The following is a 20,304-nucleotide window of genomic DNA, read 5'->3' as shown; positions in this document are numbered from 1 at the left end:
CGGTGAAAAACCTGGTGCGCCCGGCGGTTCCGGCAGGCAGAGTTGACGAAATGATGTCCAGTTTTGTGCCTGGTCTGGCGCTTTCGCGTGACTTTTATGCCCAGGTCGTGCGGCCTATGGTCGCCGACGTGCCACACAGTGCGGCGCTCATCGGCGCCGGTTCGGAGGTGCTGGCGTTCGACACCGAACGCTCCACCGACCATGACTGGGGGCCCCGGGTGGTGCTGTTCGTCTCCCCGGAACTGACCGAACAGGTCCGCTCGATCGTCGTCGGCAATCTGCCGGAGGCCTTCGGCGGCTACCCGACCCGTTTCGGCGTGTCGGACGGTGTGCAGGTCACCGATGTGACCGCCTGGTTCCGCGAGCGGATCGGCTTCGACCCGCTGCGACCTCCGACCACGCTGGACTGGCTGGCCACGCCCTGGCAGCGGCTGGCCGAGGTCACCTGTGGTGAGGTTTTCCACGACGGCCTGGGCACGCTGGAGCGCGCCCGCGCCGCCTTGCGCTGGTACCCCGGAGATCTGGGATTGTATGTACTGGCATGTCAGTGGAGGATCCTGGCCCAGCAGGAGGCCTTTCCCGGCCGGTGCGGGGAGGTCGGCGACGATCTCGGTTCGGCGGTGCTCACCGCCTCTCTGGCCCGCGACCTGATGCGGTTGGTGCTGCTGATGCGCCGTCGCTACCCGCCGTACGCCAAATGGCTGGGCAGCGCTTTCGCGCGCCTGTCCGGCACGGCCGAACTCGGTGAGGACCTGTCCAGAGCGGTCGCGGCCGGTGACTGGCGAACCCGGGAGTCTCATCTGGGGGACGCCTACCGGCGCGTCGCCGCCCTGCACAACCGGCTCGGCGTGGGAGAGCAGCTTGACACCGCGACCCGCGGCTTTCACGACCGGCCGTTCCAGGTGATCGGTGCCCAGCGTTTCGCCGACGCGCTCACCGGAGCCATAGCCGACCCCTGGATCCGGGCGCTGCCCCCGATCGGGTCGGTCGACCAGCTCAGCGGCTCCACCGACCTGCTCACCGACCCGGAGAGGTGCCGTACGGCGATGCGAGCCGTACTCGATCTCTAGGGGTCTGTTCGTGGATCCGCGGCGCAGGCGAAGCTCCGCGGAACAGCTCTCAGGTCTCAGGCCGCGACCGGCTCGCGGCCGCGACCCAGCATGCGCCGCTCGAACCACAGCGAGGTGAACGGGGGCACCGCGCACGCCAGGCCCAGCACGATCGTGCCCGTGCTCCAGCGCGCCACCCGGGCCGCGGCGAACACCCCGGCCACGTAGAGCACGAACAGCGTGCCGTGGATCGGGCCGAAGATCTTCACTCCCAGGTCGCCCGCGTCGGTGAAGTATTTGAAGTACATGCCCACCAGCAGCCCCGCCCATGAACATGCCTCGGCAATCGCCACGTAACGGAACAAACGCAGTGCGGTCGGCACAGCGGACACCTCTCCTCGGATGCGGGCAACGGCCCCAAGCCTAGGGCCTTGGTGACGATGACTTCGGCAGCCGGGCAGCGTTGCCGAGCCGCTGCGGAAAGGCGTGCTTGGGTGAGCCGGTCGTTGAGGTGGTGCTCGATGGAGCGCATGTGGCGATGAGGCTGTTGCGGCGCGGCCGGGTGAGATCGTAGCCGGCGTTCGTCATGGGGTACGGCGTGCCGGGCAGTCCGGTCATCAGGCAGCTCGTCGAGGGTGCGCAGACGGCGCCGGCAGCCCCGATCGTTCGGGGCGTTGACGACGGTTTCGATCCGCGGGGCCTTGCCGTTCTTGCGGTAATGCCTGATCCGGGAATGCCGGTGGAAGGCGTTGGCGGTGGCCTCGATGCCGCGGGTGACCATCTTGGTCGTGAAATCGCCGGTCGCATTCGCACACCTGCCGATCGAAGATGATCTCCAGGGCGCCCGGGTGCCTCGAGTGTATTTCCTATCATCTGAGTGGGTAATGCCGTGAGAAATCGGCCTCTCCTTCCGTCGTCCGCGTAGGAGTCTTTTCGTTTTACTTAATCTGGTCCGCTGTCGAGTGTGGCGTTTGTGTAGAGTTTCGCTGACCAACCTCCTCAAGTGTCGTTTAATGTGGGACGATTTGTGCCGTGCGGGACGAGGTGGAGTTCGCTCGGGCGAGTAGCGCACCGTCGGCTAGCCTCTATAAGGGGATGCGTCTGTTCACGGTCGCGTTTCTGCTGCTCACCCTCACGCTATGGCCCGATTTCGTGGATCGGGACCCCACCCCTTCCCGATGGTTCATCGTGGCCGGAGGTGTGGCCTTCTTTGGTGTCTGTTATGTCCGGGTGGTGTCCTCTTCGATACCGCGAACCGAGCGAATCCGCACGCCATGGGCATTCGCCGGCATGGTGGTCGGGGGATTTGCGCTGATTCCCGGCCTGCCGCCTAGCTGGATTTATTATCTGCCCTTTTATCTGCTTACCGCACTGGTCATAACGCACCGTCCGTACGTGGGGCTGATCTCCGCTGCGGGATGCGTCCTCATCGTGGTGTTCGTCGGGCTGCTCCGCGGAATCGCCCCGGTCCAACTCGGCATGCTGGCGCTCGAGCTGGGAGTGTTCGCCGTCACCCTGACCGGCATCCACCAGTTGATCGAGTTCACGGTCACCCAGTGGGAGACCCAGAAGACCTCCGAGCGGCTGGCCACCGAGCGCGAGCGTCGGCGGCTTTCCCAGGACCTGCACGACCTGGTCGGCCGCGACCTGGTCGCACTGGTCATGCGGGCCGAGGTGGTGGCGCGGAGCGAGCCGGGACGCCATGTGGAGGAGGAACTGCGCCACATCGCGGCGCTGGCCCGGACGACGTTGAACAACACGCTGGCCGTCGTCGAGGAGATGCGGGCCCCGGACGTCGCGGCGGAGCTGGACGATGCCCGCGAACTGCTGATCTGGGCGGGCATCGATCTGGCGGTGTTCGGCGTCCCTGCCGAGGTCCACCGGCGGGCGGCGTTCGCATGGTTCCTGCGCGAAGCCGTTACCAACGTGGTCAAGCACAGCGGCGCTCAGACCTGCAGGGTGATCTTCGGACCCGACCGGCTGACGGTGGAGGACGACGGGCGCCCCGGATGGGCGGTGGTGCCCGGGGCCGGCCTGACAGGACTGCGGGAACGGCTTGAACAAGTCGGCGGGGAACTGCTCATCGGGCGCTCGCAGGACGGGGGTGTCCGGGTGGTCGCGAGGCTCGTCAAAGGGAGATAGCGCCATGCCGGAAGCACCGCTGGACATCCTCATCGCCGAGGACCAGAGCCTGATTCGCAACGCGCTGGAACTGCTGCTGTCGGGGTATCCGGGCCTGCGGGTCGTGGGGAGCGCGGCGAGCGTGGAGGAGGCCGTGTCCATGGGTACGCTGACGCAGCCCCACGTGGCACTGGTCGACCTCCAGATGCCCGGGAAGGCGGGGAACGCCGAGGACGACGCGCGCAACGGGGTGGAGGTGGTGGCGGCGCTCGGGAAGCGGTCGCCGCAGACCAGATGCCTGATCCTCTCGGCGTTCCGCGAGCCGGACGCCCTGCGGGCGGCACTGGCCGCCGGGGCGCGCGGCTACCTGGTCAAGGACACCTCGCCGGCCGAACTGGTCGTCGCGATCAGGCAGGTGGCCGCGGGCGAGTTCGTGATCGACGACAGGCTCGCCGCCCGTATCGCGCTGGCCAAGCCCTGTCCGCTCACCAGGCAGGAGGTCGCGGTGCTGCGTCACGCCCGCGACTTCCTCGCCATCGCTGAGATCGCCAAGACGATGCGGCTGAGCGGCGGCACCGTCCGCAACTACCTGACCCGGGCGATCCAGAAGACCGGCGCGCGTAACCGTCACGAGGCGGTGCGCATCGCCGCGGCCAACGACTGGCTGTGACGGTCGCGAGCGCGCCATGAGCCCCGTCTACCGGGCGGGGCTCAGCGCTTCGGGACGCAGCCGCGCCAAGACGGCCATGCCGGCGAGCGCCGTCCAGCACGCCAGCACCAGCAGCGGTATGGCCACCGGCCCCGTCCCCTGCTCGGCGGCCAGCCCGAGCCGGTAGAGCGCGCTGGTGGGCAGGTACTGGACGACCTGGCGCACCGCCTCGGGGAAGGCCGAGGTGGGAAACCACAGGCCGCCCAGGATGGCCAGCGGGAAGAACACCCCAAGGCAGGCGAACTGCGTGGCGTCCCCGGCGACCAGCAGCCCGATCGCCACGCCGAACACGGCGAAGCAGAGGCTGCCGCCCCAGGTCGCCGCCAGCGTGAGCGCCCAGTTGACGGCCGGCATGGTCACCTGGTTGAGCGTCACGCCGAGCAGGAAGATGGCCATGAGCGCCGGAAAGGCGAGCAGCCAGGCCGCGACCAGCTTGCCGAGCACATACCGCCGGGGTGACAGCGGGGTAAGGGTGAGCTGGCGCGCCCAGCCGCTGCCACGTTCCTCACCGAGCCGGATCCCGCCGCCGGTGAGCGCCGCGTAGAAGGCACCCGACACTGCGAGGGAGAGCATGTACGTGGCGGCGAACCCGGGCTTTTCGGTCCAGCCTTGCACGGTGAACAGCTTGGTGAACATCACGTAGAAGCCGGCCGAGAAGAGCACGGAGAAGACCAGGAAGTAGCCGCTGCGCACCATGCTCACCACGTCCAGCCGAATGTAGCGGCCCATCAGCGTCCGGTCTCCTTCGTCAGTGCCAGCAGGACGTCCTCGAGCGAGGTGCGGGAGATCTCCAAGCCGGTCACCCCCGACCGTCCGGCACCGTACAAGGTGTCGAGCGTCGCGTCCTGGTCGGAGGTGACCAGTTCCCAGCGTCCGCCCTCGGAGGGGCCGTTCCGCACCCGCACGATGCCGGGAAGACGGGCGAGATCCTCCTCGCGCGCCTCCTGCTTGCCGAAGCGGAGGGTCACGTCGCTGACCCGGGTCATGATCTGCCGGGCGGGCCCGTCGGCCACCACCTTGCCCTCCTGCAGGACGATGATCCGATTGGCGTACTCCTCCGCCTCCTCGATGTAGTGGGTGGCGAACACGATCGTCCTGCCCCGCCCGGCCCGGTCGAGGATGTCCTGCCAGAACGCGTGGCGGGATTGTACGTCGAGCGCGGCGGTGGGCTCGTCGAGGAAGAGCAGCTCGGGGTCTCCGGCGATGGCGAGGGCGAACTTGACCCGCTGCCGCTGGCCGCCCGAGAGCCTGCCCACGCGACGCGACCCGAGGTCGGCCAGCCCGGCGTCCCTGAGGATGTCTTCGGTCCGGGCGGCCCGGCCGTACTGCGCCGCGACCAGACCCACCAGCTCGCGCACGCTCACATACCGCATCAGGCCGGTGTCCTGAAGCATCACCCCGACCCGCCCGCGCGCGACGGCGTTCTGCGGGCGGGCGCCGAACAGGTGCACCTGGCCGGCCTGTGGCGTCAGAAGACCCAGCATGACGTGGGTGAGCGTGCTCTTGCCCGCGCCGTTCGGCCCGAGCAGGGCGACGACCTCGCCGGCGCGGACCTCCAGGGAGACCCCCGCGAGCGCTCGCAGCCTGCCATAGCTGAACGCCGCGTCTTTGATGCTCACTTGCGCGGTGTCACGTGTCATGTGGTCAGCGCCTCCCGGTGTCGTCGGCGGACGCGATCAGCGTGCGGCGGAAAGACGGAAACCCGAAGTCTCGCCGCCGTAGCACTTTACGGCTGACGTCAGAAAAGTCCACAGACTCGTTTTCCATCATTTACCGATGACATTTGTCACTGCCGGCATGGTTAAGTTCTCATCATTGACAGAAAAATCGGTTATGTGAGGATCGGTGCGTCCGACAAAGTGAAATGGGGCTTTTTGGTGGGTCGGGTGCGGAGCCCGGGCCAGCCATGAATCCGCGACCTCGATCTTCTGGGGGCCTCCGTTCGGCAGCCGTGTGAGGGGGTGAACCACTCATGAAGCTTGAGAGCACCGCGACCATCGACCACCGCAGCATGACCGCTCAGCCGCTCGGTGCCGGCCTGTCCGGTGCGGAGTTCGGCGTCGTCGTACCGGGCGCGTCGTCGTGCTGCGCGGGCTGCACGTCCAGTTCGTGCGGCGCCATCGTGCGGCCGTAACCAGCAAGCAGCGGGGCCCGCGGCTCGTCTTTCGGGCCCCGCCTCCACCAAATGCCGATCATCGACAGGAAAGCGCGGTGCCAGCCATGCAGAACGACTCGAAAATCGACGTCTGCGCCATTCCCAAGCCCGTCCTCATCAACATCCCGGTCGACGACATGGAACGCGGCCTCGCCTTTTATCAGGCGTTCCTCGGGATGCCGCTGGCGCGTTCACTTTCGTACGAAATCTCCTACCACGCGCCGGTGTCCAGCGACGGAATCCTGCTCACGGTGAACCAGCGCAGGTTCCCCGGCGAGCCGGTGACCCTCTACTACCACGTCGCCGACCTGGACGCCGTGTTGAAGCAGATCGTCGAGCACGGTGGCAAGGTGACCGCCGGGCCCTACGACCTGCCGCTGCCCAAGCAGCTCAAGCCGGAGTTCCAGGAACAGTTCCGCGACAGCCCCTTCTATCACGGCGACGCGGGCGACTCGATGGGCAGCGGCGCCAGCGTGGCCGACGCCGAGGGCAACCGGTTCGGGCTGGTGCAGTTCAACGAGTGGGCCCACGCGACGTTCCGGCTCGGCGAGTACGCCACCCCCGTCACCGCCGAGCAGCTCGTCGACCAGTCGATCGCGCTGAACCGGAAGGTGCCTCCGCCCACCGAGATCTTCGAGGGGTAAGTGCGTCGATGGACAACGTCACCGACCCGCAACTCGCCGAGGCCAGCGCCGGGGTGAGCGCCTACCGCCTGCTCAGCCCGGGCCTCGAAGCGGCCGGCCTGCGCACCCACCAGGCACGTTATGACAACCTGGGCGAGGCGCGCTTCCCCCGCGTGGCCGAGGAGTTCATCGTCGCCGGCCGCTTCGCCCCGTGGGACCGCGAGGCGCAGCTCTCCGGCGCCGACTACTTCGGCGACGTGATGGCCACCGCCCTGTCGGTGATCGACCACGAGACGCCGAACGCCGCCGACACCGTCGAGTTGCCGCCGCCGGTCCCGCTGGCGATCGCGTTGGACGAGGCCGTCGCACGCAGGCGCAGCGTGCGCAGGTATACCGGCGACCCGGTCGCCCTGGCCGAGGTGGGCACGATGCTGCGGTTCGCCGCCGGCGTCACCGGCGAGGCCGACGCCGAGCTGATGCGCGGCGGCACCGCCACCTACCGGTTCCGCGCGGTGCCGAGCGGTGGCGGACTCTACCCCGTCGAGGTCCACCTCGCCGCCTTGGACGTGCCCGAGCTCGCTGTCGGCACCTACCGCTACAGCCCCGTTGAGGACGTCCTGGTCCGCACCGGGGACCGCGCCACGGTGGACCGGCTGCGCGAGTCGTTCGCCATCCCCGGCGGCATCATCTCCGTCGAGAGCGCCGCGGCCGTCGTCCTCCTGGTGGCCAGGCCCTGGCGGTCCATGCGCAAGTACGGCCCGCGCGGCATGCGCTTCGTGCTGCACGAGTGCGGCGGCATGGCGCAGAACATCCACCTGGCCGCCACCGGGTTCGGCCTGGGGACGACCGACTGCTCCAGTTACATCGACGACCTGTCCAACGAGGCGCTCGGACTGGACGGGGTGCTGTCCTTCCTGGCCCACACGATCTTCGTCGGATGGCCGGGGTGAACGAGGCACGACCGCTGCTGGTCTACGTGCACATCCCGTTCTGCAGTTCCAAGTGCCACTTCTGCGACTGGGTCACCGAGATCCCCACCGCCGAACTGCTGCTGCGCCCCGCCGACACCCCGAGGCGCGCCTACATCGCCGCGCTCTGCCGAGAGATCAGGGAACGGGGCGCGGACCTGGCCGCTCGCGGGTACCGGCCGGCCATCATGTACTGGGGCGGAGGCACGGCCAGCATCCTCGCCGAGCATGAGATCGAGCAGATCGGCACGGCCCTGCACGAGGTGTTCGACCTGTCCGAGGGCATGGCCGAGGCGACCATCGAGTGCAGCCCGGAGAGCCTCACCCCGGCCAAGCTCGCCGCCTTCCGCCGCGTCGGCTTCCGGCGCTGGAGCAGCGGGGTGCAGTCCTTCGACGACCGGCGGCTGCGCAGGCTGGGCCGTAGCCACGACGCCGCCGAGGCGCGCCGCGCCGTGCACCTGGCCGCCGAGGCCGGGTTCGACGACCGGTCCATCGACCTGATCTGCGGCCTGCCCGGGGAGGACGTCGAGGAGGTCGCCGCGTCGGTGCGCGCCGCGCTCGACCTGCCGGTGACACACGTGGCGCTGTACCCCTACCGGCCCGCCCACGGCACCGTGCTGCGCCGACAGGTGACCCGCGGAACCACCGCCATGCTGCGCTCGGAGCAGAAGAGCGCGTACACGCGGGCCGCGGCCATGCTGGTGGACGCGGACCTGCCGGAGTACGCGATGAGCCACTTCGGCCACCACCGATGTCTCAGCGACCTGGCCTACTTCCAGCTCCGCATGGACTGGGCCGGGTTCGGCTCCGGCGCCACCTCGCTTATCGCCGGGGAGTACCTCGCGCACCGTCGCGGCTTCCTGGCCGCCTACAACCGAGACCCGCTGCACATGGACGAGCGCTACCCCGCGGCGTCCCCGGCCATCTCCTCCCGGCTGCTCTACCAGTCGCTCACCACGTTCGAAGGCGCCTCGCGGACGCTGTGGCAGGAGCGGACCGGCGTTCCGCTGGAGGAGGTCCTGGCGCTCGGCCCCTGTCGCCACCTGCTCGGCTTCCTGGAACGGGTGGCCGAGGTCCACCGCGACGCCGACGGTGTCCGGCTGCGCCGCGACCAGATCACCGGCGCCTTCATCGACCTGCAGTTCGCCGGGATCGCCGCGCCCGGCGGCGACGAGCCGAGGGCGGCGGCCCTGCTCGCCTGACCGCCGGCGCACGGGCTCCCACCAGGAAGGAACGGCATGCAACAGAGCAAGAACATCCGGATCAAACCCTCCTTCAGCGTCGTCGCGCACGACGCGGACACGGTGGAGCTCCGCCACGGCGTCTGGAACGTCCGCTCTTACACCCTGACCGACCACGCCCGCACCGGCCGCCTGTACGGCCTGCTCAGCGGGCTCGACGGCAGCACCGGCCGCGCCGAGGTGGCCAAGGCCAACGGCGTCACCCGGGCCGAGATCGAGGCCCTGGTGGACCACCTCGACCAACTCGGGGTGATCGCACGAGGCCCGGAGACCGCGCTGGACGCCTACATCGAGAGCACCGGCGCCTACGTCGCCGAGACACCCGCCCCGCCGGTCGTCGTGCTGGGCGGCGCCGCCTTGGCCGACGCGACGGCTCGCGTTCTCGACCCCAGCGCGCCCGCCGGGGTCGAGGTCGCCGGCGAGGATGACCCGCTGCACCGGGCCCTGCTGGAAGCCGATCTGGTCGAGCTGGAGGACGGGCTGGCCTTCGAGCGGTTCGTGGAGCGGTTCGAGCCGTGGCGCGGCAAGCTGCTGGTCCACGTCGCCGAGGAGCCGCACCCCCTGCGGCTCTCGGTGCTCAACCGCGTCGCGCTGGCGCTGCGCACGCCGTGGATCCAGGCTGCCGTCGACGGCCCGATGGTGATGATCGGCCCCTCGTTCTTCCCGCCCACCTCGGCGTGCTTCGCCTGCTTCGAGACGCGGGTGCTGATGAACCTGCGCGAGTCGGCCGGGTACCAGCGGTACAAGGACGCTCTGGTCCGCCAGTCGATCAGGGTCGGCCGGCCGCCCACCCTGGACGCCCTGCGCGCCCTGGTGGCCGGGCACGTGGGCCTGGAGGCGCTCAACCTTGCGCTCACCGGGTCCACCACGACCCTGGGCAAGGTGCTCGGGATCTACGTGCCCACCATGGAGATCGCCTACTCGGAGGTGCTGCGGCTGCCGGGGTGCCGGGCATGCGGGCCAGTGGTCGAGCGCGAGGCCACCGAGCTGTACTTCGACGTGCGGCGGTGGATCGATGCCTGAGGTGATGACGCCGCGGCTCGTTGAGGCCCCCGACCAGTTCACCGCGCGGTTGCGGGCCCGCATGCACTCTCCGCTGTGCGGGCTGATGCCGTCGATGGGCTTCCTGCAGCGCCAGCGGGGCGCGCCCCGGCTGATGGTGGCCGGCGGCGAGCTGACCGGAGTGCACGTGCTGCGCGGCCTGCCGGCGCCCAAGATCGGCGCTTACCACATCGGCGGGTACGGGCTGCGTCCCTTCGAGTCGCACATCCGCACCCTCGGCGAGGTGGTGGAGCGGTACGGCGGCTACCTGGCCCCGGTGAGCGGGCGCTTTCCCATCCGCTACGCCGCGGCCGAGGAACTGCACGCCGCCGGCGAGCCCTGCGACGCCGGGCCGGCCGCGCCGTACACCGCCGAACAATACGACCGCCCCGGGTTCCCCTTCCGCCCCCGCCGGGACGGCGACGTGCTCGGCTGGATCCGTGCCACCCGGCTCGGCGACGGCCGCGACTGCTGGGTGCCCGCCCAGTTGCTGCTGGTCGGCTACGTCGTCCAGGACACCAGGGGCGAGCCGTGGCTGGCCCCGGCCGTGTCCACCGGCACCGCCGCGCACACCGATCCCGACCGGGCCGCGCTCAACGCGCTGGAGGAGATGGTGCAGATCGACGCGGCGCTCAGCCACTGGTACGGCGGCAGCCGGTCGATCCGCATCGCCGCCGGGTCGCGTACCGCCGCCCTGCAGCGGGTCGTGCAGAACGCCTTCGACCCCCGAGGCGACCGGCCGGAGTTCCATCTGCTGCCCAACGCCGACCTGCCCGGGTTCACCGTCGCCTGCCTCATCCGCAGCCCGGACGGCCGGCTGCCCGCCGTCGCCGTGGGCCTCGGCGTCGACGGGGTGCTCGAGCGGGCCATGTACCGGGCGTTGCTGGAGGCGGCGGGTGTACGCGGGCTGGCCACCTGGTCGGCGCTCCAGCAACGGTTCGAGCAGTGGCCTGCCGCGGCCGACGACATCTTCGACCTGGAGTCCAACGTCTCCTACGCCGCCACGCCGGAGGGCGCGCGGGTGGTGGACGCGCGCTTCGCCGACTGCGATGACGCGGCCGCCGACGACCTGCCGCCCGACGACGAGCGTCAGGCCGGCGTTCGGGCGCGCGAGTTGGTGCGGGCCTTCCATGCCACCGGCAAACGCCTGTATGCGGCAGACCTCACCACGGTCGACGTGGCCGACCTGGGGTTCGTCGTGGCGCGATTCTGGTGCCCCGACCTGGTGACGCTGCCGCTGCCCAGCGCCCCGGCCGCGGCCCATGAGCGGTTCACCGCCTACGGAGGATTCCGCCGCCATGACCCCCACCCCTATCCCTGACGTCAGGGCGTACGCCCTGACCGCGCTCGCGCTGCTGTCGCTGTCCTGCCTGACGCTCGTCGCCCACCTGCACACCCGCTGGGCCTGGGTGCGGCGGCTGCCGCTGCTCGGCGTCCACGTGCTGCTCATGGGGACGCTGGTCGCCGCCGGCGGGGCGCTGCTCGGGCCGGTCGCCGTGGTCGTGCCGGTGCCCGGGCACCCGGCCGGCTGGTGGGGGGTGCCAGCGGGTGCGGTCCTGGGAGCCGCGCTCGGCGCGGCGGTCGTCAGAGCCGACCGGGCGATCACCACGGTCGGCCGTGGGCCTCGAGCGGCCCCCGCCGGGCCCAGGCCGCCGCGGATGACGGCGGCCCGGCCCGCCGGGTTCGCGGCCTCCGGCGCCGGCACTGCCGAGCGCCGCCGCACCGGTCTGGTACGCGCCCGCAACGACTACGCGCCCACGGGCGCCGACTTGCGGGTGCGGCCGGAGCTGCTGGTCGCGGTGGCTGTGGGGGAGGAACTGGTCTTCCGCGGCGTGCTCACCCGGCTCGCCTTGCTGCCCGGTGACGCCCTGCTCGCGGCCGGGGCCCTCGCTGTGACGGCGGCCGTCTTCGCCTGCTCCCATGTCTTCTTCGGCTGGGTGCAGGTGCTGGCCAAGACGCCGCTGGCGGTCGGCGCGTGCGTGGCGACGCTGCTCACCGGCAACATCCTGGCGGCCGTCGTCGCCCACGTCGCGTTCAACGTCTGGGTGTGGCGGTACCGGCGCAGCGAGCCGGTGGTGCGGCGGGGGCCGGCGCGCGGGGTGTGGGGGGCGCCGGCGTGACCGCCCTGCCGTGGCCGCTGCGCGCGCTCGTGCTGGCGGCGCTGGTTCTCCTCTACTACAAGTACGCCAAGACGGCCCTGTTCGCCGCCTGCCGCCGGGCCGCCCACCTGCTGCCCTTCGCCGGCCGCTGGGACGCCAGCGAGCGCGGCAGCGTGCTGGAACTGGCCGCGGCCGGAGCCAGCCACGTGCTGGTCGTGATCCTGCTCGCCCTGGTCACCGGCATCGACGTGGGCGGGCTGCCGACCGGCTGGAACCGGCCCGACCTGATCGGGCTCGGCGCCGCGATCGGCGTCGGCGAGGTCGCCCTCGGCTCGCTGCTCTGCCGGGTGCTGATTGAAGGGGTGCAGGCGAGGGGACGCCGCCACGCCTCGGCGCGCGCGCTGCCCGCCACCGCCGCCGGGCAGGAGCGGATGCGGCAGTGGCTCGGGCTGTCGCGGGGCGGCTGGATCCGGCACCACCTGAAGACGATGGAGGTCGTCTCCTTGCCGCTGGCCGTCATGCTCACCGCCGTACAGGTCGGCAGCGAGGAGGTCGTCTTCCGCGGGCTGATGCTGACCTGGCTGCGCGACGCCGGGCCGCTCCTCGCCATCGGCTTGTCCTGCCTGCTGTTCACCGTCATGCAGGTCTTCCTGATGTCCTCCTGGCGGGCGGCGATGTTCCCCGTTGTCGGGGCGATCGTGATGGGCGTGACGCACAGCGTCCTGTACTGGCACTACCCGGCGTTGATCCCTCTGATGGTGGCGCACGTCACCTTCTTCCTGTTCGCCGTGGCCTAGGCCGCGCGGAGAAAGGAATCGCGATGTTCCACGGCCTGTCGCTGCTGCCGGACTGCGCGCCGGCGACCAAGGGACCTGACGACTACTTCCGGGACGTGCTGCTGCTGAGCCGCCTGGCCGACCAGGGAGGGATGAGCCACGTCAAGATGACCGAGCACTACCTCGGGGCCTACGGCGGCTACTGCCCGAGCCCGCTCGCGTTCCTGGCCGCGGTGGCCACGGTGACCAGCCGGATCCGGCTGATGACCGGATGCCTGCTGCCCGTCTTCCACCACCCCGTCCAGCTCGCCTCCGAGACGGCCATGGTCGACGCCGTCAGTGGGGGACGGCTGGACGTCGGCTTCGCCCGCGCTTACCTGCCGCAGGAGTTCGCCGCCTTCCAGGTGCCGCTGGACGGCAGCAGGGAACGCTTCACCACCACCGTGCAGACTGTGCTTCGGCTGTGGACCGAGGAGGGGCTCAGCGTCGACACCCCGTTCTTCGGCTTCCGGGATGTGACCACGCTGCCGCGGCCGGTGCAGCGTCCGCACCCGCCGGTATGGATCGCGGCGGTGCGCTCGCGTTCCAGCTTCGCCTGGATCGGCGAGCAGGGGTACAACCTGCTGGTCACCCCGGCCCTGACGCCGCTCGCCGAGATGAGCGACCACATCGCCGTCTACCGTGAGGCTCACGCCGACGCCGGGCACCCGCACCCGCCGCGCGTGGCGGCGAGTCTCCCGCTTTACGTCGGCGACACCGACGAGGAGGCGTGCCGGATCGCCGACCCGTTGCTGCGCGCCTACCTGGAGGTGTGGGCGGCCGCCGCCGACTCGTGGGGCTCGGCCGTCTCCGGCGACTACCGCGGCTACACCGGCATGAGCAGGGCGATCCGGGCGCTGGACCCGGTGTCGTTCCGCACCATGGGCAGCGCCGTCGTCGGCGCGCCCGCGACGGTGGCCGAGCGGATCGAGGAGATCTCCGAGGCGCTCGGCGCCGACGGGTTCCTCTGGCAGATGGACTTCGGGGCGGTGCCCGGCGAGGTAGCCGTGGCAGGCCTGGAACGGTTCCTGGACAAGGTGCTGCCAGCGCTGCCCGCCGGCCGGTCCTGAAGGAGGTTCGATGCGGATCCCGAGATTCCTCGCGACGCTCGCCGCCGGGCTGGCGCTGGCCGCCACCGGTCTGCCCGTCACGCCCGCCGCCGCGGGCAGCGGGGCCGGCTGCCGCCTGATATCGGTGCCGGTGACCGTGGCCGGCCACCCCGTCACGCTCCAAGGGACGTTGTGCCGGCCCGCCGGCTCGCCCCCTGCCACGATCCAACTGCTGCTGGCCGGCGCGACCTTCGACCAGGCGTATTGGTTCACCCCGCCGGAGGCGGGCGTCCGGCCGTACGCGACCGCCATGACCGCCGCCGGCTACGCCGTGCTCGCCCTCGACCGGCCCGGCACCGGGCGCAGCGGTCGCCCGCCCGCCGACGCGACCACCCTGAGCAGCGAGGTCGAGACCATCCACGACGTGGTGGGGCGGCTGCGGGCCGGAACGGTGGACGGCATCGCCTACCGGCGGGTGGTCGGCGTCGGGCACTCTTTCGGCTCGAGTGTGCTGATCACCGACGCCGCCCGGAACGCCGATCTGGACGCCATCGTGGCCACCGGCTTCGTCCACTCGGTCGGGCCGAAGCTGGACGCGCTCAACCAGGCCATCGTGCCCGCCGCCGCCGACCCCCTGCTGCGGCTCACCCACCCCCCGTCCGGCTACCTCACCACCAGGGCGGGCACTCGCGGCGGCCTGTTCCTGGACGCGGCCGGCGTCTCGTCGGCGATGCCGTCGATCATCGAGCTGACCAAGTCGACGATGACGACGGGCGAGCAGGCGACGCTCGCCGAGGGCGGCGACCCGGCGATCTCCGGCGCCGTCCGCGCTCCGGTGTTCCTCGCGGTCGGCGAGCACGACGACCTGTTCTGCAACGGCCAATACCTCCAGTGCACCGACGCCGCCGCGGTCAGGACCTGGGAGAGCTGGTTCTACCCGCCGGGCGCTCCGCCGTCGACCTTCGTGCTCGCCGGGGCCGGGCACGCGCTCAACCTCCACCGCAACGCCCCGCAGATGTTCGCCGCGATCCGCGACTGGCTGGCCGGGCTGCCGTAGTGATCAAGGGCGGCCCGCTGCGATCAGGGGCGCCTCGCGCCCACCAACGCCGTGCGGGCGTGCGGGCCGCCGTACCAGAACCGCCAGCCGAGGTCGCGCACCTCGACGTCCACGGCCCCCTGCTCGCGCAGCACGGTGGCGTAGTCGGCGGTGTGCCGGAAGTCGGCCAGCCGCAGCCGTCCGCCGGGCCTGAGCACGCGCAGCGCCTCTGCGACCGCCTTGGCGCGCCCGTCCGCGTCCGGGATGTTGTGGACGGCCAGGCTGGAGACCACCAGGTCGAAGGTGCCGTCCTCGAAGGGCAGGGCACGCATGTCGCCGGTGACCAGTTCCACCCGGCCGGCGACACCCTCGGTGCGGGCGTTGGCGAAGGCGGCGTCCTGGCTGTTGCCCGACTGGTCCGACGTCCACAGGTCGACGCCTGTGGCATGGCCGGCCGGGACCCGCGCCGCGGCCTTGATCAGCACCAGGCCGCGGCCACAGCCGAGGTCAAGGACGCGCTCGTCGCCGGCCAGTCCGAGTGCGTCCAACTCGGCGTCCCAGACCCGGAACTTGCCGCGCAGGGTGGTGTGGGCGTAGAAGGCGGCCCCGGCCACGAGCATGAGGCCGCCGACCAGAAGGATCACCGCCAGGATCGTCCAGCCGGCGGCGAAGCAGGCGGCGGCGACGCCCAACTCCGCGACTCCGCCAAGGGCCAGCCCCGCCAGCACCATTGGGGCGTCCACACCGTAACTCGCCCGTGCCTCGGTCACGTTTAGTTCTTACCGGTGATCGTCTTCCGTGTACAGAGATCGACATCTTCGGCTTCCTGGGCTTATGACCGATTCCCGGACTACGTGCCAGCCGATTTCCGCCCGTGCGGCCGCAGCCCGGTCTCAGGCGCCCGCGCGGTCGGCGTTGGCGTGGATCGCGTCGCGGATGTAGCGGGTCAGGCCGATGGCCGACGATTCGTAGTTGGCCGCGAATCTGGGGTCGGCCACATACATGTCGCCCAGGCCGCGATGGATCGCGTAGGAGCAGTCGTAACACCAGCGGGTGATGTGCGCCCGGTGTTCTTCGGCCAGCTCCATCGCCCGCTCGCCGTCGGCCGGCAGGCCTTCGGCGAACGCCTCGGCGAACCCCTCCACCGTCTGGGCGGCCTCGGCCTTGAACCGCCCCCAGTCGGACTTGGTCATCTTGGCCATCCGGCGCCGTGACTGCCTGAACGCCTCGCCGTCACCCCAGCGTTCGCGCACCTCGGCGTCGTAGTCTTCGGGCGTGAAGTTCCCGAAGACCTCAAACCGCTCCTCGGGAGTCAACGAGATGTCCATGATGTTCGCCTCCATGGCGCGTTCCACAGCCGCGACCATTCTCTGCAACCGGCCGATGCGCTCGGTGAGCAGCGCGTGCTGACGCCGCAGGTGCGTCAGCGTGTCGATGGCGGGTTCGTCGAGGATGACCGCGATCTCCTCCAGGGGGAAGCCGAGCTCTCGGTAGAACAGCACGTGCTGTAGCCGTTGCATGTCCGGCTCGCTGTAGCGCCGGTATCCCGAGGCGGTCCGCTCCCCGGGCGACACCAGCCCGATCTCGTCGTAGTGGTGCAGCGTGCGCACCGTCACCCCGGCGAGCCGGGCCACCTGGCCGACCGAGTAGCCCATGGCCGCCCCCTTTCCTTCCGGTGACCTAGTCTGAGGCCTCCCGTTACGGGAGGGTCAAGTAGAGGACCGCCCCTCCGCTCACCTGCCCCCTCGTGCGTGACCCGTACGGCCTGGCCGCCGCGCTCCCGGGAGTCGCGCCAGGCGACCTGTGCCCTGCCACGGCGAAGACCGCCAGCCGGCCCCGTGAGTTGCTGAAAGCCTGGTCAGCTCGGTTCGAAGATTCGTAGTCGGCCCTGATGAAGACCGATATTTGGTCTCATCCCGGGGCGATGTGCTCGGTCTGGGGGCTGGGCCGTCCGAGGTCGATGTCTCGTTGCCACTGGTCGGCCTGGCCAAGGACCCGCATGCCCACCGCCTCATAAACACCCAGGGCGTTGGTCTCGTTCGCGCTGTCGACGTCGACGCCGACCATGGGGCAGCCGCGTTCCCGCAGCTCGGTGAACGCGGTGAGGAGGAGGAAACGGCCCAGACCTCGGCCACGGAAACGCCGCTGGGTGCCGAGCCAGGCGATCCAGCCGCGATCGGGTCGGGCGCGTGCGATGAGCGCGGCTGCCGGGGCCCCGTCGATCTCTGCGATCCACCACAGGCCAGGATCGTGGCCGTCCCGCTGTCGCTGGTTGGTCCAGAATTCTTCGAACGTCCGGCGGTGGTGGTTCCAGTGCCCGGCCAGCGCGTCTTCCAGCACCATGTGGAGGCGGTGCCGGTCGTCGTCTGAGGCGGCGACTCGGACCCGCGTTCCGGGCGGGAGATCGGGGAGGAAGGGCCGCTCGCGGTTCAAGTCGATGATCAGGCGGCTGTAGCGGCGAACCACGGTCCAGCCGTGACGCCGTAGCGGAGACCCGGCGAGGGTGTGCGGCAGCTGGAAGAGTGTGATGATCTGATGGTTTCTCCCTGCCACCGGTGGGTGCCGCCGCGCCCAGGTTTCGATCTGCTGCAACAGCGTGTCAGCCAAGTCGGCGGGGGCGGTGGGTGCCACTGCCAGATGCGCGCGGAGCCGGCCGGCATGCGGTGCGATATGGAGCGCGGCGAATCCGAGGAACCGGCCATCGTGCTCGTGCACGCGGCTGTATCGGCGGAGGTCGAGCCCCGGTGCCGTCAGGATCTGCCGTATGTCGGCCTCATCGGTCTCCGCTCGCCCGATCTCGGCCAGGTTGATCGCCTGAAACAGCTTCACCAACGCCGCCAGATCGCTCGTCGCCGCCGCACGCGTTCGCATGCCGAGACTGTTCCAGCAGGAGAAGTGGGACCGCAACATCATTTTCAGGTGGCCTATTGACTGAACTGAATCCCGAGTTTTCGCAGTTCAGATGGCTGTCTATTAGTGTCCCGCCCCGTGTCTGATCTTCGGCGCCATCTAGCCGGGAACCTCGGGCGTTCATGCCCGAGAGGAATGATTTCCCTCTCCGTGGTTTTGTTGTTACTGTTGGTGACGCGGTGACGGGATTGAACGCACCCGCGTGCCGGGGAACGGCTCTGTGATCTGCTATCGGCATCGCAACGCGGTATGGCCTGGCCATGCCGGGCAGTGAGTCACGCTGCCTTACGCGGCCTGAACCATCGAAGCCATCGATGGTGAGGAGCTGCAAGCTCGGCCCGTTCACGGCCGAGAAGCTGACAGAAGTCTGCCGTCGGTGAATGGCAGTGAGCCACGAGGGCTGGCCCAGGGGTCGTCGCGGGCACCGGCGCGGGCGAACGGGTCGATCCGGTCGGCCGGGTCGAATGACCCGGCCTTCCACTCGTCGAGGAAGCGGTCTCGGGGCGGCCGCCGTGGACGGTGCGGTGCTGCCCGTGTGCGGGGCCGCCCTCGACCTGGCTGGTGTTACTCGGCGTCGGTGCGCCAAGAGGGGACCGGCCGGGCGTTCACGACACGTCCACGAAGATCGGGTTGGCGTAGAACCAGAGGTCGTTCCACGGGTTCTCGTTGGGTCCCGTGTCCGCGGCCGGCTCCATCCCGCCGGGAGCGCTGCGCTTGCCGTCGGTGCCGCGCAGCCGGAAGTAGAACGGCTCGCGGACGTCACGGAACCTGTAGTGGAACTCGGCGACCCGGCCTCTGCCGTTCGGAGTGAACGACTCGACGACGCGCACGTCCGGGGCGGTGAAGCTGTCGGGATCTGTGGCGGGACCCGTGACCGCGCCCCGGATCAGGTCCAGGCGGGCCAGCTTGGGCACGTCGTCGTTGGCGTTGGGGCGGCCGGCGAGGTCGACGGAGATGGTGACGGTGACGTCGTCGCCCCGCCGTACCGACAGCCGGCCGCCGAGGGTGACCGGGGCGTTGCCGGGGGCGTGCGCGTCGACGTGCAGGCCGTCGACGAGGCCGCCCATCGACACCCAGGCGCGACCGGCCTTGATGGCCTCCATGACCGCGCCGTAGCTGCGCGAGGTCGCGCCGACGACGGTCCGGCTGAACTGGCCGGGCCAGAAGTCGGCGTGCCGCTGCGGGACGCCGCCGTCGATCGGGTCCGGATACTTGCCGTGCTGGTCGTACCAGTCACCGGGCCGCGGGGGCTCGATGGTCGTGTCGTTGTTGTAGAAGTGGCCGTCGGAGTTGGCGGTGATCCACCAGCCCTTGCCCTCGGCGAGCATCGAGTCCCACATGCCACCGAGGATGCCGGTCATGGAGTCGAAGCCGCCGTAGGTCGGGTAGTGCTCGGGCCGCCAGCCGGGCCAGGAGTTGGCGTCGGCGGTGTTGTTGAAGTCGCAGCGGGCCCGGGGCTCGTTCTGGGCGCCTGGCGCGCCCTCCATCCCGACCGCGATGTGCGGGGCGGCGTCGCGGTAGGTGCGCAGATCGCGCGGGGAGTACCGGCCACGCCGCATCACGTGGTTGATCAAGAACAGCGCGGAGTTCGCCGAGCCTGCGCGCAGGGCGGTGTCGAGCCAGCCGAGCGCCTCCAGAGCCTTCGCCTCGTTCGCCGGGGTGCTCGCGCCGGTGCCGTTGATCCTGGAGTCGAAGAGCCGCTCGAACGCGCGCAGAAGCTGGACCTCGTCGCGGGCGCCGTCGAAGAACACCGTGGCGTGCTCCCCGCCGGGGACGTTCCACTCCAGGCCCTGCCACAGCAGCAGCTCCGGATGCCTGGCGCGGGACGCGGCGATGTCGGCGTAGGTGGACTCGACCGCGAACTTCTCGTGCGCCGCGTGCCCATGGTCGGTGATGACCAGCCAGTCCATGCGGCCATGCTTGATGGCGCCGGCGGCCTGCTGCTCGATGGTGTACATGCCGTCGTAGCTGTACTGGGTGTGGACGTGGTGATCACCGGCGAGCCACCGGTAGCCGCGCGAGCCGTCGGTGGCGGCGGCCGCGGGGCGCGCGGTCGCCAACCCGCCCAGGGCGGTCACGCCGAGGGCGGCGGCGCCGAGCAGGCCGCTGTTCAACAGGAAACGGCGTCGGCTGACGTCGCTGGGGGACAGCTCGCTCTCCGGCACGGAAAGGTCCGCGAACGCGGCCGTCCCTTCCGGTACATCGTGAGAGTGACCATGACCACGGCACATGGGGGCATACCTTCCTGGGGTACTTCATTTGGAGATGCTGGGTGCGCCGTGCTCGATGTGACCCATCAGGATGTGACCCATGAGCCGGCGCGAGAAGAGAGGGTCGTCGGGGCAGATGACCGTCAGGTCGTACCAGCCGTGGCATCCTCGCAGCAGATTGTGAGGCTTCAGGCTGATCTGGGTGAACGTTGAGCGGGTTACCGGCGATCTGCACGTGAACGGGCCGCCGGGCAAGGTTCACGATCTCCAGCGTGATG

General features: G+C 70.3%; 21 protein-coding genes. 13 read left to right on the top strand and 8 right to left on the bottom strand.

Features of this window, described 5'->3' with window-relative positions; translation table 11 throughout:
- Nucleotides 1-128 precede the first annotated feature (128 nt).
- A complete protein-coding gene (locus tag ACFY2X_RS16655) occupies nt 129-1,070 on the top strand; it encodes a DUF4037 domain-containing protein (protein WP_389938923.1) in 942 nt (313 codons plus the stop codon).
- 56 nt (nt 1,071-1,126) lie between these two features.
- Here the strand turns inward: ACFY2X_RS16655 and ACFY2X_RS16650 are convergent, their stop codons facing one another.
- Nucleotides 1,127-1,432 carry a DUF3817 domain-containing protein gene (locus ACFY2X_RS16650; RefSeq protein ID WP_389938921.1) on the bottom strand — a complete coding sequence of 102 codons (306 nt, stop codon included), beginning with the start codon at nt 1,430-1,432 and terminating at the stop codon, nt 1,127-1,129.
- 1,012 nt (nt 1,433-2,444) lie between these two features.
- On the opposite strand from ACFY2X_RS16650, the gene ACFY2X_RS16645 reads away from it, so the two are divergent.
- A complete protein-coding gene (locus ACFY2X_RS16645) occupies nt 2,445-3,191 on the top strand; it encodes a sensor histidine kinase (RefSeq protein ID WP_389938919.1) in 747 nt (248 codons plus the stop codon).
- Between the two features lie 4 nt (nt 3,192-3,195).
- The gene (locus ACFY2X_RS16640; protein WP_389938917.1) at nt 3,196-3,840 is read left to right on the top strand and encodes a response regulator; all 645 of its coding nucleotides are present in this window, start codon (nt 3,196-3,198) and stop codon (nt 3,838-3,840) included.
- A gap of 27 nt (nt 3,841-3,867) precedes the next feature.
- Here ACFY2X_RS16640 and ACFY2X_RS16635 read toward each other — a convergent pair whose 3' ends face one another.
- Nucleotides 3,868-4,608 carry an ABC transporter permease gene (locus tag ACFY2X_RS16635; protein ID WP_389938915.1) on the bottom strand — a complete coding sequence of 247 codons (741 nt, stop codon included), beginning with the start codon at nt 4,606-4,608 and terminating at the stop codon, nt 3,868-3,870.
- Complete coding sequence (locus tag ACFY2X_RS16630; protein ID WP_389938913.1) at nt 4,608-5,519, bottom strand: ABC transporter ATP-binding protein; 912 nt, start codon at nt 5,517-5,519, stop codon at nt 4,608-4,610. The genes ACFY2X_RS16635 and ACFY2X_RS16630 overlap by 1 nt, the downstream gene beginning before the upstream one ends.
- Before the next feature lie 332 nt (nt 5,520-5,851).
- Between ACFY2X_RS16630 and ACFY2X_RS16625 the strand changes: the two genes are divergently transcribed.
- From ACFY2X_RS16625 to ACFY2X_RS16580, 10 genes are all read left to right on the top strand, one after another.
- Nucleotides 5,852-6,013 carry a hypothetical protein gene (locus ACFY2X_RS16625; protein ID WP_389938911.1) on the top strand — a complete coding sequence of 54 codons (162 nt, stop codon included), beginning with the start codon at nt 5,852-5,854 and terminating at the stop codon, nt 6,011-6,013.
- Between the two features lie 86 nt (nt 6,014-6,099).
- Entirely contained in the window at nt 6,100-6,678 is a 579-nt protein-coding gene (locus tag ACFY2X_RS16620; RefSeq protein WP_389939216.1) for a VOC family protein, read from the top strand.
- An 8-nt stretch (nt 6,679-6,686) separates the two neighbouring features.
- Entirely contained in the window at nt 6,687-7,607 is a 921-nt protein-coding gene (locus ACFY2X_RS16615; RefSeq protein WP_389938909.1) for a SagB/ThcOx family dehydrogenase, read from the top strand.
- Entirely contained in the window at nt 7,604-8,827 is a 1,224-nt protein-coding gene (locus ACFY2X_RS16610; protein WP_389938908.1) for a coproporphyrinogen-III oxidase family protein, read from the top strand. Before ACFY2X_RS16615 ends, ACFY2X_RS16610 begins: the two co-directional genes overlap by 4 nt.
- 36 nt (nt 8,828-8,863) lie before the next feature.
- Nucleotides 8,864-9,889, top strand: coding sequence for a TOMM precursor leader peptide-binding protein (locus ACFY2X_RS16605; protein ID WP_389938905.1), 1,026 nt, complete (start codon nt 8,864-8,866; stop codon nt 9,887-9,889).
- Entirely contained in the window at nt 9,882-11,228 is a 1,347-nt protein-coding gene (locus ACFY2X_RS16600; protein ID WP_389938902.1) for a YcaO-like family protein, read from the top strand. Before ACFY2X_RS16605 ends, ACFY2X_RS16600 begins: the two co-directional genes overlap by 8 nt.
- Entirely contained in the window at nt 11,206-12,027 is an 822-nt protein-coding gene (locus ACFY2X_RS16595) for a CPBP family intramembrane glutamic endopeptidase (RefSeq protein WP_389938899.1), read from the top strand. Before ACFY2X_RS16600 ends, ACFY2X_RS16595 begins: the two co-directional genes overlap by 23 nt.
- A complete protein-coding gene (locus tag ACFY2X_RS16590) occupies nt 12,024-12,803 on the top strand; it encodes a CPBP family intramembrane glutamic endopeptidase (protein WP_389938896.1) in 780 nt (259 codons plus the stop codon). The genes ACFY2X_RS16595 and ACFY2X_RS16590 overlap by 4 nt, the downstream gene beginning before the upstream one ends.
- A 23-nt stretch (nt 12,804-12,826) precedes the next feature.
- A complete protein-coding gene (locus ACFY2X_RS16585) occupies nt 12,827-13,891 on the top strand; it encodes an LLM class flavin-dependent oxidoreductase (RefSeq protein ID WP_389938893.1) in 1,065 nt (354 codons plus the stop codon).
- Nucleotides 13,892-13,901: 10 nt separating this feature from the next.
- Complete coding sequence (locus tag ACFY2X_RS16580) at nt 13,902-14,927, top strand: alpha/beta hydrolase (RefSeq protein WP_389938891.1); 1,026 nt, start codon at nt 13,902-13,904, stop codon at nt 14,925-14,927.
- A 23-nt stretch (nt 14,928-14,950) separates the two neighbouring features.
- Here the strand turns inward: ACFY2X_RS16580 and ACFY2X_RS16575 are convergent, their stop codons facing one another.
- The 5 genes from ACFY2X_RS16575 to ACFY2X_RS16555 all read right to left on the bottom strand — a co-directional run bounded on the left by ACFY2X_RS16575 (nt 14,951) and on the right by ACFY2X_RS16555 (nt 20,281).
- The gene (locus ACFY2X_RS16575) at nt 14,951-15,676 is read right to left on the bottom strand and encodes a class I SAM-dependent methyltransferase (RefSeq protein WP_389938888.1); all 726 of its coding nucleotides are present in this window, start codon (nt 15,674-15,676) and stop codon (nt 14,951-14,953) included.
- A gap of 123 nt (nt 15,677-15,799) precedes the next feature.
- Nucleotides 15,800-16,561, bottom strand: a complete 762-nt coding sequence (locus ACFY2X_RS16570; protein WP_389938885.1) for a MerR family transcriptional regulator — start codon at nt 16,559-16,561, stop codon at nt 15,800-15,802.
- 256 nt (nt 16,562-16,817) lie between these two features.
- Nucleotides 16,818-17,777: a GNAT family N-acetyltransferase gene (locus tag ACFY2X_RS16565; protein WP_389938882.1), complete on the bottom strand. Its 960-nt coding sequence runs from the start codon at nt 17,775-17,777 to the stop codon at nt 16,818-16,820.
- A 644-nt stretch (nt 17,778-18,421) separates the two neighbouring features.
- Complete coding sequence (locus ACFY2X_RS16560) at nt 18,422-19,981, bottom strand: PHP domain-containing protein (RefSeq protein WP_389938879.1); 1,560 nt, start codon at nt 19,979-19,981, stop codon at nt 18,422-18,424.
- A gap of 90 nt (nt 19,982-20,071) precedes the next feature.
- Nucleotides 20,072-20,281 carry a phospholipase domain-containing protein gene (locus ACFY2X_RS16555; protein WP_389938876.1) on the bottom strand — a complete coding sequence of 70 codons (210 nt, stop codon included), beginning with the start codon at nt 20,279-20,281 and terminating at the stop codon, nt 20,072-20,074.
- Nucleotides 20,282-20,304 lie beyond the last annotated feature (23 nt).

Origin of the sequence: Streptosporangium sp. NPDC000396 (assembly GCF_042898655.1) — a bacterium.
GTDB lineage: Bacteria > Actinomycetota > Actinomycetes > Streptosporangiales > Streptosporangiaceae > Streptosporangium.
The sequence above is the reverse complement of the archived record's forward strand: the minus strand, read 5'-3'. Positions and strand labels throughout refer to the sequence as shown.

Bases quoted from the DNA above. Each gene is read 5' to 3' on its own strand.
- ACFY2X_RS16640 (WP_389938917.1), top strand. From the start codon at position 3,196: ATGCCGGAAGCACCGCTGGACATCCTCATCGCCGAGGACCAGAGCCTG.
- ACFY2X_RS16635 (WP_389938915.1), bottom strand. From the start codon at position 4,608: ATGGGCCGCTACATTCGGCTGGACGTGGTGAGCATGGTGCGCAGCGGC.
- ACFY2X_RS16630 (WP_389938913.1), bottom strand. From the start codon at position 5,519: ATGACACGTGACACCGCGCAAGTGAGCATCAAAGACGCGGCGTTCAGC.
- ACFY2X_RS16625 (WP_389938911.1), top strand. From the start codon at position 5,852: ATGAAGCTTGAGAGCACCGCGACCATCGACCACCGCAGCATGACCGCT.
- ACFY2X_RS16620 (WP_389939216.1), top strand. From the start codon at position 6,100: ATGCAGAACGACTCGAAAATCGACGTCTGCGCCATTCCCAAGCCCGTC.
- ACFY2X_RS16615 (WP_389938909.1), top strand. From the start codon at position 6,687: ATGGACAACGTCACCGACCCGCAACTCGCCGAGGCCAGCGCCGGGGTG.
- ACFY2X_RS16605 (WP_389938905.1), top strand. From the start codon at position 8,864: ATGCAACAGAGCAAGAACATCCGGATCAAACCCTCCTTCAGCGTCGTC.
- ACFY2X_RS16600 (WP_389938902.1), top strand. From the start codon at position 9,882: ATGCCTGAGGTGATGACGCCGCGGCTCGTTGAGGCCCCCGACCAGTTC.
- ACFY2X_RS16595 (WP_389938899.1), top strand. From the start codon at position 11,206: ATGACCCCCACCCCTATCCCTGACGTCAGGGCGTACGCCCTGACCGCG.
- ACFY2X_RS16585 (WP_389938893.1), top strand. From the start codon at position 12,827: ATGTTCCACGGCCTGTCGCTGCTGCCGGACTGCGCGCCGGCGACCAAG.
- ACFY2X_RS16580 (WP_389938891.1), top strand. From the start codon at position 13,902: ATGCGGATCCCGAGATTCCTCGCGACGCTCGCCGCCGGGCTGGCGCTG.
- ACFY2X_RS16570 (WP_389938885.1), bottom strand. From the start codon at position 16,561: ATGGGCTACTCGGTCGGCCAGGTGGCCCGGCTCGCCGGGGTGACGGTG.
- ACFY2X_RS16565 (WP_389938882.1), bottom strand. From the start codon at position 17,777: ATGCGAACGCGTGCGGCGGCGACGAGCGATCTGGCGGCGTTGGTGAAG.